We start from the raw sequence: 14,908 nt of genomic DNA on the forward strand, positions 1-14,908 counted from the left end.
ACCCCCATGCCGGACAGCGACGTGCGGACCGCACCGACCCACCGCGTCGTGGTCGACCACGCGGGCCGGTACTCGGTCCACCCCGCCACCCGTGCCCGCCCTGCGGGCTGGCACGACGCGGGCTTCGACGGCACCGAGGATGCCTGCCTCGACCACGTCGCGCGGACGTGGTCCGGACCCGCGCCGACCCCGCTGCGCCGTCATCCGGCGTACCGACGGGCGGGCCGGGACACCCTCGTCGCGGTGCTGCGCGGGCACGCGCGGCAGCGACCGGACGACGTCGCCTGCACGGTGCTCGGCCTGCGCGGCGAGGAGACGGAGGAGGCCACCTACGCGGACCTCGACCGCCGGGCGCGGACCGTCGCCGCCGCCCTGCTCCGCCGGGCGGCACCCGGCGACCGCGCCCTGGTGGCGCTCCCCACGGGTGTCGACTTCGCGGCGGCCTTCTTCGGCTGCCTCTACGCGGGGATCGTCGCCGTCCCGGTCCCCCTCCCGGAACCGTCACGGGGCTTCCGGCGCCAGCTCGACCGGCTCCGCCTGCTGGTCGAGGACGCCGGGCCCGCCGTGGTGCTGACCACGGCGGACTTCGCCGGCAACACGGAGGCGGACGTCCTCGGTGACGTCGAACGCCTCGCCGTCGCAGGGCTGGAGGACGCGCTCGCGGACGACTGGCGGGACCCGGGCGCCACCCCGGAGACCCTCGCGTTCCTGCAGTACACCTCCGGTTCGACCAGCGCGCCCAAGGGCGTGGTGCTCACCCACCACAACATCATGGAGAACCTGGCCGCGGTGTGCGGCGCCCTGCGGTCGGCCGACGGCTTCGGCGTGGACACCGCCCCCGTCCAGGACTTCCGGTTCGTCAGCTGGCTGCCGCTCTTCCACGACATGGGCCTCTCCCAGCTGCTCATCCCCCTGTTCGCCGGCGGGCGCACCGTGCTGATGCCGCCCGCCGCGTTCCTGCTGCGCCCGGCGCTCTGGCTGGAGACCATCAGCCGCTACCGCGCCGCCGTGGCCAGCGGGCCCGACTTCGCCTACGGCATGTGCGCCCGGAAGATGAAGGACGAGGAGGTGGCGGCGCTCGACCTGAGCAGCTGGAGGCTCGCGCTCAACGGCGCGGAACCGGTGCGCTGGGAGTCGCTGCAGGCCTTCACCGAACGGTTCCGGGCGGTGGGCTTCGACCCGTCCGCGCACCTCCCCTGCTACGGCATGGCCGAAGCCACCGTGTACCTGAGCGGCGGCCGCGGCGCGGGCGAGGCGCGCGTCCTCGACATCGACGCCGAGGCGCTGGAGCTGTCCGGGCGCGTGACGCCGGCGCGCGACGGCGAAGGGCGGCGGCTGGTCTCCTGCGGACGCGTCCCGGAGCATCACGACCTGCGCATCGTCGACCCGCAGACGCTGCGCGAACGCCCCCCGGAGCACCTCGGCGAGATCTGGGTGTCCGGCGACAGCATCGGCCTCGGCTACTGGCAGAACCCGGAGGCGTCCCAGGAGCGCTTCGGTGCCCGGCTGGCGGGCACCGACCGGACCTTCCTGCGCACCGGAGACCTCGGATTCCTCTCCGGGGGCGAGCTGTTCGTGGCGGGGCGGGCGGACGACCTGATCATCATCGACGGCAGGAACCACTTCCCCCAGGACCTGGAGGGCACCGCCGCCGACAGCCACCCGGCCCTGGCCGGCGGCAAGTGCGCGGCCTTCCCCGACCCGGACCCGGACGTGCCGCGCGTCGTGCTCGCGGTCGAGACGCGCGGCGACCGGCGCGTCCTGCCCACCGGCGAACAGCCCTCCACCGCCGCCGAGGTGACCGCCGACGAGGTCACCCGGGCCGTGGTGCGGCGGCTGGTGGAGGACCACCACGTCGGCGTCTCGGCCGTCGTCCTGCTCCGGCCCGGCGGCCTTCCCCGCACCACCAGTGGCAAGATCCAGCGGAAGCTCACGCGGAAGCTGTACGGCGCGGGCGGACTGAAGACCTGGTGACAGCCCGGCTGCCCCTCCTGCCCGGCTCCCGGCCGTCCACGGCGCACGGCCGGCCCGGCGCGACCCCCGCCACCGGACGCGGGGGCGGGGGCGAGGCGACGGGTCCGGTCCTGGGGATCCTCGGCGGCATGGGGCCGCTGGCCTCCGCCGCGTTCCTGCAGACCGTCTACGAGACGGCCGTGGAGCGGTCCGGCGCTGCGGCGGAGCAGACGCTGCCGCGCTGCCTGCTCGACTCCGACCCGGGCTTCCCCGACCGCACGGACACCATCCGCAGCCGTGGGGAGGCCGCGTGGGCCGACCGGTTGCGCCGCGGTGTCGGCGGACTGCTGGACATGGGGGCCACGCGGGTGGTCGTCGCCTGCGTGACGGCGCACCACTTCGTCGGCGCGCTGGAGCCCGAGCACCGGCGACGGCTGATCTCGCTGGTGTCCACGACCCTCGACGAGCTGGCGGCCGCCCCCGCGGGCGCGCGCTACCTGCTCGTGGCCACCGACGGCACCCGGGAGGCGGGGATCTTCCAGCGCGCACCGCGCTGGCCGGAGTCGGCGCACCGGGTCGTCCTTCCGGAGCCGGACGTGCAGCGGGAGCTGCACGGGCTGCTCTACCGCCTCAAGGCGGAGCCGCTGACCGCCGCCCTGGCGGACCGTTTCCGCGTGCTCGCCCACCAGCACGGCTGCACGGGCCTGATCGCCGGGTGCACCGAACTGCACCTGCTGTCGCAGTGGCAGCGCAGGAACGGCGACGGGACCACCGTCATCGACCCCCTGCTGGCCATCGCCACACAACTCACGACCCTGCTCAGCCGATAGAGGAGTACACGGTGGAATCGGAGACAGCACTGCGGCACTGGCGGGAAAGACTGGCCGGCTTCGCGCAGCCCACCGCCCCCGGCGGCTGGTCCCGCCTCCCGGCACCGGACGCGCCCGGCTCCGGCAACGACCGCGCCCGAACCTCGCTGCCCTGGACGCCCGCGCGGGTCGCCGAGCTCGACCGCGCGGCCGAGGCCGCCGGCACGACCGCCGAACGGCTGGTGACCGCATCCTGGGGGCTGGTGCTGGCGGCGCACGCGGGCGAGCGGGACGTGCTGTTCGGCGTGACCACCGGCAGCGCCCCGGACGGAACACCGGTCCCGGTACGCCTGGACACCGGCCCGGAGCAGGGCGTGGGCGCCTACCTGGAAGCAGTCCGGGAGGCGGAGGAGACCGGCCGCCGGCACGCCGGACCGACACTCGACCAGCTCGCCGCCTGCGCCGACCTGCGCGGCGACGTGCCGCTCCTGGCGACCTCGGTCGTCTGCGCCCGCACCGGACCGGCCGCGACGCCGTCCGGCCCGGACGGCGTCGTCGTCACGGCCCGGTTCGGCGACGAGGAGCCGGGGCTGCTGCTCGACCACGTCCCCGGCACCCTGACCGACGACCACACGCACCGGCTGCTCGCCCACCTGGACCGGATGACGGGCACCCTGGCCGGCGCGGCCGCCTCCCCCGGAACGCTGCTCGGCGAACTCCTCGTCCTGCCGCCGGAGGAGTACGACACGGTGGTGCACGCGTGGAACGCGACCGACACCGCACGCGGCCCCGCCCGGTGCCTGCACGAACTGTTCGAGGCCCAGGCCGCCCGGACCCCGCACGCGCTCGCCGTGGTGCAGGGCGGGGAACGCCTGGACTACGCGGAACTGGACGCGGCCGCCGACCGGCTGGCGGCCCGCCTGGCGGCGGCCGGTGTGGGCACCGGCGACATGGTCGCGTTGAGCCTGCGCCGCACGGTGCGGTCCGTCGTGGCGCTCCTGGGCGTACTCAAATCCGGGGCCGCCTACGCCCCCGTCGATCCGCACCTGCCCGCGGAACGCTTCCGCGAACTGGTCGGCGCCCTGGCCGCGCCGGTGGTGCTCACCGACCACGACGCGGTGCCCGAGGTGGTGGACCGCTGCCGGGATCTGCCGGAGCTGCGCGAGGTGCTGTGGCTCGGCGGGAACGGGACCGCCCCCGCGACCGCGCCGGGCGGGCCCGCGACCGGCTGGGCCCTGGCCGACGTGCCGCCGGACTCCCCCGCGCCCGATCGGTGCAGGCCCGAGGACGCGGCGTACACGATCTTCACCTCGGGCTCGACCGGCACGCCCAAGGGCGTGCTGATGACGCACGCGCCGGTCGTCAACCTCATCCGGTGGGTCAACGACACCTACGGGGTCGGTCCGGACGATCAGGTGCTGTTCGTCGCCTCGCTGAGCTTCGACCTGTCCGTCTACGACGTCTTCGGAATGCTCGCCGCCGGTGGCAGCATCCGCGTGGCGGCCGAGGAGGACGTACGCGACCCGCAGCGGCTGCTGGCGCTCCTGGACGACGAACCGGTCACCTTCTGGGACTCCGCCCCCGCCGCGCTCCAGCAGCTGGTGCCGTTCCTGACACTGCGCGACACGGCGGCCGAGCACTCGCTGCGCCTGGTGTTCCTCAGCGGCGACTGGATACCGCTGCCCCTGCCCGACGCCGTCCGGGCCGCCTTCGCCGGCCCCGAGATCGTCGCGCTCGGCGGCGCCACCGAAGCCGCCGTCTGGTCCAACCACCACCGCGTCGACCGGGTGGACCCGGCCTGGCGGAGCATCCCGTACGGCCGGCCCATCGACAACGCCCGCTACTACGTCCTGGACGCCGCACGGAACCCGTCCCCCGTCGGCGCCCCCGGAGACCTGTACATCGGCGGCGCCTGCCTCGCCGAGGGTTACCTGGGCGACCCGCGGCTCACCGCCGCCAAGTTCGTACCCGACCCGTTCACCGCGGAACCCGGCCGGATGTACCGCACCGGGGACCGCGCCCGGTTCGGGCCGGACGGGACGATCGAGTTCCTCGGCCGTCAGGACCACCAGGTGAAGATCCGCGGCTTCCGCGTGGAGCTGGGCGAGATCGAGACCACGCTCGCCGACCTGCCCGGGGTCGCGTCCGCCGTCGCCGTGGTGCACGGCGAGGCCGCCGCCGCGCACCTCGTGGCGTACGCGGTACCGCGGCCCGGTGCCCGGCTCGACACCGGCGAACTGCGCGCCGCGCTCGCCCTCCGGGTGCCCGCCCACATGGTGCCCGCGCGGGTTCTGGTGCTGGACGCGCTGCCGGTCACCCCCAACGGCAAGCTGGACCGGGACGCGCTGCCCTCGCCCACGGCCGAGGACGGCGGGCGCCCGCCCTACCGGCCGCCGGGCACCCCCGTCGCGGAGGCGGTCGCGGAGATCTGGGCCGAGGTCCTCGAGGTGGACGAGATCGGCGCCGAGGACAACTTCTTCGACCTCGGTGGCCATTCGCTGCTCATCACCCAGGTGATGGCCCATCTCCAGGCCGACCTGGAGGTGGAGATCCCGCTGCTCGAACTCCTGGAGAGCCAGACGCTCTCCGCCTTCTCCGACGTCGTCGAGAAGGCGCTGATCGCCCAGATCGAGGCCGGCGGGGGCGAGGACCGGTGACCACGAGCCTTCCCGGGCCCGACCAGGACACCGGGCCCGACCCGGGCACAGGGCCGAGCCCGGACCGTGCGGACCGCACCCGGGCGCTGCTGGCGGAACGGCTGGCGCGGGCGGGCCGCAGCCGCGAACGCCGCACGCTCTCCCGGGGCGAAGGCCCCGTACCCGCGGCGCCGCAACAGGAACGCATGCTGTTCCTCCAGGAACTCGACCCGGACGGCACCGCTTACCACATGGGCTTCGGCCTCCGGCTGGAGGGCCCGCTGGACCCGGACGCCCTGGAACGCGCGCTGCGCGGCATCGAGCGGCGGCACGAGGTGCTGCGCAGCACGTACGTCCGGCGGGACGGCAGGGAGATGCTCGTCCCGCACGAACCGTCGTTCGTCCTCCGCCGCACCACCCTCGCAGCCGACGGGGAGAGCCCCGGGGACGCCGCCGCCGAGGCCGGGGCGGCTCTGCGCGCGCTGCGGGACGCGGAGTTCCACCGGCCGTTCGACCTGCGCCGGGGGCCGGTGTGGCGGGCGCTGCTCGTCCGTACGGGCGCCTCGGCCCACGAGTTGATGCTGAGCGTGCACCACATCGCCTTCGACGGGATGTCGGTGGACGTGTTCCGGCGGGAGATGCTGGAGGGCTACGCGGCCGAGCTCGGCCGGGGCGACCACCCCGCCGGGCCCCCGGTCCGGTACGCCGACCACGCCGCCTGGTTCCGCCGGCGCCTCGACGCGGGCGCCTACCGCCGCCAGCTCGACTTCTGGCGGGCGCGGCTGGGCGACCGACCGCCCGCCCTCGAACTGCCCGCAGACCGCCCGCGTCCGGGGCGACCGACCCGTCCCGGCGGCGTGGTCCGCTCCGCGGTGGACCCGGACCTGGTCGCCGCCGTACGGGCGCTGGCCCGGGACACGTCCGCGACGCCGTTCATGGTGCTGGCGGCCTGCTTCCACGCCCTGCTGCACCGCTACTCGGGACAGCCGGACGTGCTGATCGGCACGCCGGTGGCCGGCCGTGGCGCCGCCCACGCGGGGCCGTTGATCGGCCTGTTCGTCAACACCGTGGTGCTGCGGGCGGGTTTCCGGCCGCGACTGACGTTCCGTGAACTGCTGGACGCGGTACGGGAGGACGCCGCCACGGCCTTCTCCCACCAGGACGTGCCGTTCCACCACGTGGTCGAGGAGGTCGGCGTCGAGCCGAGCCTCGCCCACACCCCGCTGTTCCAGGTGATGTTCGTGTGGAACACCGCGGACTCCGGCACGGCGGAGACGGGCGGCGTCCGGGCGCGGCCGGTGCCGCGCGAGGACCCGGCCACCGCGAAGTTCGACCTCACGCTGGAGGTGAGCGAGCAGCCCGGCGGCTGGGAGCTGGAGCTGGAGTACGACCGGGAGTTGTGGGACGAGGCGACTGCCGCCCGCATGCTCGGGCACTACCTGGCGCTCGCCCGTTCCCTCGTCACCCGGCCCGGCCTCGCCGTCGGCGCCCCGGCCCTGGCGACGGAGGGCGAGCTACGGGCGGCGCTGCGGGACGCCACCGGAGCGGTGCGCGACCACCCCGGGCCGGTCGACCTGGCCGCCATGATCGCGCAGCGGGCCGCGGCGGACGGGGCCGCGATCGCCCTGAGCATGGACGGCGCGCACCTGACCTACCAGGACTTCGACCGGCGCGCGAACCGGCTGGCCCACCACCTGCGTGCGCAGGGCGCCGGGCCGGAGCAACCGGTCGGCGTACTGCTGGAGAGGTCCTTCGACCTGGTCGTCGCGATCGTCGCGGTGGTGCGCGCCGGTGCGCCCTATCTGCCGCTGGACCCCGCGCACCCCGCCGAACGGAACGCCTCCGTCCTGCAGGACGCCGGCGCCCGCCTGGTGGTGACCACCGCGGCGCACGCCTCGCCGCCGGACTGCGCGGTGCGGCGAGCGGGCTGCACGGCCGTGGCCGTCGACGCGGACGCCGAACGGATCGCCGCCCGCCCCGGCGTGTGGGACCTTCCCGGCGCCCTGCCCGACCAGCTCGCCTACGTGTTCTACACCTCCGGATCGACCGGCCGCCCCAAGGGCGTCATGGTCGGCCACCGGGCCGCGCACAACCAGATCCGCTGGCAGATCGACCGGTTCGGCCTCGGGCCGGGCGAAGCGGTGCTGCTGAAGACCAACATCACCTTCGACGACTCGGTGGTCGAGGTCTTCGCCACGCTGGCCTCCGGCGCGCGGCTGGTCGTCGCCGACCCGGCGGGACACCGCGACCCGGAGTACCTGCGCACGGTCATGGCCCAGGAACGGGTCGGCTACGTCCGCTTCGTACCGACCATGCTCGCGGCCCTGCTCGAACACGGCGGAGACGTGCCACTGCCCGCTCTGCGGGTCGTCAAGAGCGCCGGAGAACCGCTGCCGCCGGAACTTGCCGCCCGCTGCCTGGACGCGCTCGACGCCGAGCTGTTCAACGCGTACGGGCCGACCGAGACGGCCGTCAACGTGACCGCCGCCCGCTGCCTCCCCGCCGATCCGCGCATCGCGATCGGCCACCCGGTGGACAACACCCGCTGCCACGTGCTGGACGCCGAGCTGAACCCGCAGCCGGTCGGCCTGCCCGGCATGCTGTACGTCGGCGGCGTCCAGCTCGCCCGCGGCTACCTGGGGCGGCCCGGGCTGACCGCCGACCACTTCGTGCCGGACCCGTTCGGGCCACCCGGCGGCCGGCTGTACCGCACCGGGGACCTGGTGCGGCGCCGGGAGGACGGCGGTCTGGAGTACCTGGGCCGCGCCGACCGGCAGGTGAAGATCCGGGGCACCCGCATCGAGCTGGGCGAGATCGAGGCGGTCCTCGCCGAGCACCCGTCGGTGAACCAGGCGGTCGTCACCGCCCGCAACGACGGCCCCGACGGGCCGCGACTGGTCGCCTACGTGCTGCCGGGCACGGCCGCCGCACCGACCGCCCGGGAGCTGCGCGGCGCGCTGATCCGGAAACTTCCCGCCTACATGATGCCCGCGGCCTTCGTCGTCCTGGACGCCTTCCCGCAGTTGCCGAGCGGCAAGGTGGACCGCCGCAACCTGCCGGCGCCGGAGACCGTCCGGGGCGGCACGGGACCGGGTGGCGGGGCGGCGGCCGGGCGGGAGAGCCGGCTGTCCGGCGACGCGCCCCACGAGCCGCCGTCCGGCGACGTGGAGCGGCGCCTCGCCGCGATCTGGGCCGAGACGCTGGGGCTCGCGACCGGCGAAGTCGGCCGCCACGACGGGTTCTTCCACCTGGGCGGCCACTCCCTGCTCGCCGTGCAGGCCGTCTTCGCGGTACGGGAGCGGCTCGACCGGCAGGTGCCGTTGCGGCTGCTCTTCGAGGCACCGACCGTGGCCGCCTTCGCGGAACGGCTCGCGGAAGCGGAGGACGCCGCGACCGCCCCCGAGGACAGCGGCGACGGCGAGGACGGCGCCGCGGGGAATCACCGCCGGGACCCCGGCGGCCCTGCGGCGGAACCTCCCGGCCGCACCCGCGTCGTCCCCCGCCCCCCGGGGGCTCGGGAGGTCTCCGCAGCCGAGGCGCGGATCTGGTTCGCCGACCAACTCGATCCGGGCGACCCGGCCTACAACCTGCCCGTGGTGTGCCGCCTGCACGGTCCCGTCGACCTGAGCGCGCTGCGGGACGCCCTGCGGGCGCTCCCCCGCGCGCACGAGGCGTTGCGCACGTCCTTCCCCGGCGTCGACGGCAGGCCCGTCCGCGAGGTCGCGGACGCCGTGGAACTGCCGCTGCGCACCGTGGACCTGCGGGACCGCGGCGCCGCCGACCGTGCCGCCGCGCTGCACGAGGTCCTGGCCGAGGAGAGCGGCACGCGGTTCGACCTGAGCCGGGGGCCGCTGGCCCGCGCGGCCGTCGTCCGGATCGCCGACGAGGAGGCGGTCCTGGCGCTGACGGTGCACCACGTGAGCGCCGACGGCTGGTCGGCCCGCGTCCTGATGGAGGACCTGGCCGCCGCCTACCGCGGCGGGGGGCGCTCCGCGTCGCCGCCCGCGGAGAGGACGCTCGGTGCCGGGGACTACGCGGCCTGGCAGCGCCACGCCCTGAGCGACGAGGTCCGGGCGGCGGAGGCGGCGCACTGGCGCGCGCGCCTTACCGGGGCGTCCGGCCAGGACCTCCCCGCGGACCGCCCACGGTCCGCGGGAGGGGCGGGCTCCGCCGGGTCGGCCCACCGGTTCACGCTGCCCGACGGTCCGTGCACCCGGGTACGGGAACTCGCCGACCAGGAGCACTGCACGCCGTTCGTCGTGCTGCTGTCCGCCTACGCGGCGCTGCTCGCCCGCCACTGCGGCACCGGCGAGGTGACGCTCACTCTGCCGGTGGCCGACCGCGAACGGCCCGAACTGGTCCGAGTCGTCGGCCTGTTGCTCAACACGGTGGCGCTGCGGTTGCCCGTCCGGGAGGAGTGGACCTTCCGCCGCCTGGTGCGCGAGGTCCGGGACGTCGTGCTGGACGCCTGGGAGCACCGGCTGCTGCCGTTCGACGAGGTGGTGGACGCGGCCGGTCTCGACGGCCGGGAACTCGCCCGCCACAGCGTGTCGATGGACCCGGTCACGGTCGGCTCCCTGCCCTTCGCCGACGGCGTCCGCCTCGTGCCGGAGCCGTTCACCCCCGACCACGCGAAGGCGGACCTCGCCCTGTTCCTGGAGGAGGACGACCGGAAGGGTCTGGCCGGCTGGCTCGTCCACCGGGTCGACGTCCTCGACCCCGGGCGCGTCGCGCGGATGGCCGGACACCTGCTGACGCTCCTCGACCGGGGAACGGCCGCGCCCTCGGCCCGGCTCGGCACCCTGTCCCTGCTCTCCCCCGGCGAACGGCGGGCGCTGGCGCCCGGCACGCCCGAGCCGTACCGGAGCCGGCCGGGCACCCTGCACGGCCTGATCCTCGACCAGATCGCCCGGACCCCCGACGCGACCGCCGTCGTGTCCGGCGAGGAGGCGCTGAGCTACCGGCGGCTGGGCACACGGGCCTGCCGCCTCGCACGGCGGCTCGCAGTGCACGGCGTACGGCCCGGCTCGCTGGTCGGCCTCGGCCTCGGGCGGGGCGTGCAGCAGCCCGTGGCCGTGCTGGCCGTGCTGCTGACCGGAGCGGCGTACGTGGCGGTGGACCCCCGGCATCCCCGGCGACGCCTGCGGGAGTTGCTGGCGGACAGCGGCGCCGGACTGCTGGTCACCGACCGTCCCTGGGCGGACGCCTTCGACGGCGCCGGACCACCGGTCCTCGTGCTGGGAGACGACGACGCGGCAGACGACACGGCCGGTGACTCCCCGGACGACGCCGTGGAGGCGCCGGTGCCGCAGACGGCCGGGCAGGTGCCGCCCGGAGCGCTCGCCTACCTCGCCTACACCTCCGGCTCCACCGGCCGCCCCAAGGGCGTGCGGACCTCGCACGGCGCGGCCGCCGCGTATCTGCGGGACTACCTCGGGGACCGCTTCGGGCTCGGGACGGAGGACACCGTCCTGCAACTCGCCGGGCTGTCCTTCGACGCCTCGGTGCGCGACCTGCTCGGTCCGCTCACGGCCGGAGCCCGGGTGGTGCTGCCGGACGACGACCAGGCCGCCGACCCGGAGGCGCTCGTCACGGCGCTCGACCGGCACGGTGCGACCTGCCTGCTGAGCGTGGTGCCCACGCTGTTGCGGGCGCTGCTCTCCACCGCCGAGGCCCGGCGGTCCGCCGGGTCCCCGCCCGGCGCGCGGCTGCGGCTGCTGCTGACCGCGGGAGAGCCCCTGGACACCGCCGACTGCGCGCGGGCGGGTGCGGCCTTCGCCGGGCGGCCCTCGGTCGTCGACCAGTACGGTCCCACCGAGGGCACCATGACGACCACCTGCATGCCGGTCCCGCCCGGGGAGGGCGCGTCCGGGCCGGTGCCGATCGGCCCTCCGGTGGCCGGTGCCCGGCTGTGGGTCGTCGACCCGTACGGCGAACTCGCTCCGGTCGGGGTTCCCGGTGAGGTCTGGATCGGCGGGGCGCGGCTGGCCGACGGGTATCACGGGCAGCCCGGACTCACCGCCGACCGCTTCGTGCCGGAACCGTTCTCCGGGGAGCCGGGTGCACGCGCCTACCGGACCGGTGACCTGGCACGGAGGGAGGCCGACGGCACGCTCACGTTCCTGGGCCGCAACGACGACCAGGTGAAGATCCGCGGCCAGCGCGTCGAACCGGCTGCCGTGGAACGCGTGCTGCGTACGCTGCCGGGCGTCGCGGAAGCCGCCGTCGTCGCGGTACGGAGCGCGGCGACCGGGCGACCGGACCGGCTGCTGGCCTGCGTCGCACCCGGCACGCTCGACCCGGATGCCCTGCGGAGCGGGCTTCTCGCCCTGCTGCCCGAACAGCAGGTGCCGGAGACCTTCCGCCGGGTGCCGGCACTGCCGCGGACCGCGAACGGCAAACTGGACCGGAAGGCCGTCGCGGCGCTTCCCGACGAGCCGGTCGCCGCCCCGGCCGGTCCGCCACGGTCCGCCTCCGAGCGTGCGGTCGCCGCCGCCTTCACCGAGGTGCTGGGCGCCGAACGCGTCGGAGCGCGGCCCGTCGGCCGGGAGGACGACTTCTTCGCGCGCGGTGGACACTCCCTCCTCGCGGCGCAGTTGGCGGCCCGGCTGCCGCGTCCGGCGGACGGCGGTGCGGTGCCCCTGCGGCAGGTGCTGGACCTGCGGACGGTGGCGGCGCTGGCCGCCTGGCTGGACGCGTCCGGGGCGGCGCCGTCCGGCGTCGCGCGTTCCGCGCACGTCCCGGCCGAGCACGTCCCGGCCGAGCACGTCCCGGCCGAGCACGTCCCGGCCGCGCCGGAAACGGGGCCGTACGCCCTCACCGCGGGGCAGGAGTTCGTCTGGCGGCACCAGCAGCGCGAACCCGGCACGGCCGCCTACCACATCGGCTTCCACGCCCGGGTGCACGGCCCGCTGGACGAGGTGGCGCTGATCCGCGCCCTCGACGCGCTGACCGCCCGTCACGCCGCGCTGCGCACCCGGTTCGCCGACGAGGGGAACGGGCCGGTGCAGACGGTGGCCCCGGCCGCGCTGATACCCGTACGCCGGCACGACACCCGCGGACGGACGGCGCCGGTGGCGGCGGCCGAGGAGGCCGCCACCGCCGACCTGCGCGAGCCCTTCGACCTGGCCCAGGGCCCCCCGGTCCGCGCGACGCTCGTACGCTGCGGCGCCGACACGTACGTCCTGGGGCTGACGGTGCACCACATCGTGGCCGACGGCTGGACGCTGTCGGTGCTGGAGAACGACCTGGCGCTGCTGTACAACGCGTTCGCCGCCGGCCGGCTCCCGGAACTCCCCCCGGCGGGCGGCTTCCTGGCGCACGCGGCGGCGGAGCGGGCGTATCTCGCCTCCTCCGCCGCCCGGGAGAGTCTGCGTCACCGGGCCGAGCTGCTGCGCGCCGTGCCCACGGCGCTCCCGCTGCCGTGCGACCTGCCGCGGCCCGCGGCGTGGTCGCTGGAGGGTGCGGTGGAGCACTTCGCCCTGCCGCCCGGCGTGGCCGCCGGCGTCCGGCGGCTCGCGGAGGACACCGGCTGCACGGTCTTCATGGTCCTGCTGGCCGCCGTGCAGCGGTGGCTGGGCGAACTGTCCGGTGCGGAACGCTTCCTGGTGGCGGTGCCGGTCGCCAACCGGAACGACCCGGAGTCGGAGACGGCGGCGGGCCCGTTCGCGGGCATCGTCCCGGTGCCCGCGGACCTGCGCGGCGCACCCGGGTTCCGTACCGTACTGGGACGCGCCCGGGAGGCGTTCCTGGCCGCGTGGGAGCACCGCGCCCTGCCGTTCGAGAGGACGGCGGAGGAGCACGGGGGCGGCGACGAGAGCCGCCCTCCGCTGTGCCAGGCCATGTTCGCGGTGCAGAACGTGCCGTCCGCCGCCCACGGGCTCGACGGCCTCCGGGCGGAGCCGCTGTCGCTCGACCGGGGCACCTGCCGCTACGAACTCCACCTGCGTTGCTACGACACCCCGGAGGGCGTCTCCGGCTGGCTGGAGTACAGCACCGCGCTGTTCGAGACGGAGCCGCTCCGCCGCCGGCTCGCGCGGTTCCTCGCGCTGCTGGACGAGTCCGTCGCGGAGGCCCTGGACGGCGCACCGGAGCGTGCGGGGGCCCCGGCGGAGAGCCACGACGGGAAGGACGTCCGGTGAGGGTCTTCAACCTGGTCTGGGCCGGTCAGGCGGCGTCCATGATCGGCACCGCGATGACCGTCTTCGGCCTGGGCGTCTGGGTGTTCCTGGAGACGGGCTCGCCGACGGCGTTCACCACCCTGGTGATGGCGGGGTCGCTGCCCGGCCTGCTCGTGCTCCCCTTCGCGGGCGTCCTGGTGGACCGCTGGGACCGCCGGCGGGTCATGCTGGTCAGCGACCTCGGAACGGCCGTGCTGCCGCTCGCCGTCCTGGCGCTGCTCTCCGCCGGCGCGCTCGAACTGTGGCACCTGTACCCGCTGGTCGCCGCGGCCTCGGCGTGCAAGGCGTTCCAGTGGCCCGCCTTCTCCAGCCTGGTGTCCCAGGTCGTCGGCAAGGACGACCTGAGCAAGGCCAACGCGCGGGTCGGGCTCGCGGAGGCGGGCGGACTGGTCCTCGGCGACCTGCTGGCCGGAGCGCTGTACGGCGTGGTGGGCCTGGAGGGCCTGCTGCTGGTCGACCTGGCCACCTTCGGCCTCGCCGGCACCGCCACACTCGCCTCCTTCCGGCTGCTGCCGCCCCTGCCGCCGACGCGCACCGGCGGCGACCGGCGCGGGCCCCGGGCGCTGGGCGAGGAGATGGCGGAGGGCCTGCGCTTCATCCGGCAGCGCCCCGGGCTGCTGGGGCTGCTGGTTTTCTTCGCGGCCAACAACCTGCTGATGGAGATGTCGCTGGTCCTGGTGGCGCCGCTCGTCCTCGGCGCCCACGCTCCTTCGGCGCTGGGCGTGGTGAACGCGGTCGGCGCCGTGGGCATGATCGTGGTCAGCGCGCTGCTGAGCTTCGTCCGGCTCCCCCGCGGGCTCGTGCGCACCGTCTTCGCGGTCACCCTGCTGCACGGGTGCCTGCTGCTGCTCATGGGTGCGCATCCGGCGCTGTGGATGCTCGGCCTCGGCCTCTTCGGCATCCTCGGCGGCTACGCCGTGACCAACGCGGTGACGCCGACCCTGTGGCAGCGGAAGACGCCGACGGAGATCCAGGGACGCGTCTTCGCCGTCCGGCGGATGATCGCCTGGTCCGCCGAGCCGGTGGCCTACGGTCTCGCGGGGCCGCTGGCGCTCCACGTCGGCGGCCCGCTGGCCGGGGCGGCCCCCTGGGGGACGGCCGACGGAACGGGAGCGGGCATCGCCATGATCCTGCTGCTGGCCGGACCGCTGCTGCTGGTGGTGGCCGCCCTCGCCTACGCCCGGCCCCGCGTGCGCCATCTGGAACGCGAGCTGCCCGACGTGGCGCAGGCGGAGCCCGCCGCGACCTGATCCCCCCCCCCACTCCGACTCCGGCTCCGGCTCCGGCCTCCGCAACGGCCGGGCGTGCCGTGCCCGCCACCCCTCGACGA

5 protein-coding genes are annotated in these 14,908 nt (G+C 75.8%); all 5 read left to right on the plus strand.

Annotation, left to right across the window (positions count from 1 at the left end; translation table 11 throughout):
• Positions 1–6: 6 nt before the first annotated feature.
• The 5 genes from K304_RS31270 to K304_RS0125220 are packed head-to-tail and all read left to right on the plus strand — an operon-like array spanning position 7 to position 14,828.
• Positions 7–1,974, plus strand: coding sequence for an AMP-binding protein (locus tag K304_RS31270; protein WP_078529715.1), 1,968 nt, complete (start codon positions 7–9; stop codon positions 1,972–1,974).
• Positions 1,971–2,783: an aspartate/glutamate racemase family protein gene (locus K304_RS31275; RefSeq protein ID WP_051308837.1), complete on the plus strand. Its 813-nt coding sequence runs from the start codon at positions 1,971–1,973 to the stop codon at positions 2,781–2,783. The genes K304_RS31270 and K304_RS31275 overlap by 4 nt, the downstream gene beginning before the upstream one ends.
• 11 nt (positions 2,784–2,794) lie before the next feature.
• Positions 2,795–5,419, plus strand: coding sequence for an amino acid adenylation domain-containing protein (locus K304_RS31280; protein ID WP_051308838.1), 2,625 nt, complete (start codon positions 2,795–2,797; stop codon positions 5,417–5,419).
• Positions 5,416–13,539 (plus strand): non-ribosomal peptide synthetase, encoded by an 8,124-nt coding sequence (locus tag K304_RS31285; protein ID WP_037791989.1) that lies wholly within the window; start codon positions 5,416–5,418, stop codon positions 13,537–13,539. The genes K304_RS31280 and K304_RS31285 overlap by 4 nt, the downstream gene beginning before the upstream one ends.
• Complete coding sequence (locus K304_RS0125220; protein ID WP_027765968.1) at positions 13,536–14,828, plus strand: MFS transporter; 1,293 nt, start codon at positions 13,536–13,538, stop codon at positions 14,826–14,828. Before K304_RS31285 ends, K304_RS0125220 begins: the two co-directional genes overlap by 4 nt.
• The last annotated feature ends 80 nt before the right edge of the window (positions 14,829–14,908 follow it).

It is taken from the genome of Streptomyces sp. CNS606, assembly GCF_000426325.1.

Coding starts and splice junctions, on each gene's coding strand:
- K304_RS31270 (WP_078529715.1), top strand. CDS start 7: ATGCCGGACAGCGACGTGCGGACCGCACCGACCCACCGCGTCGTGGTC.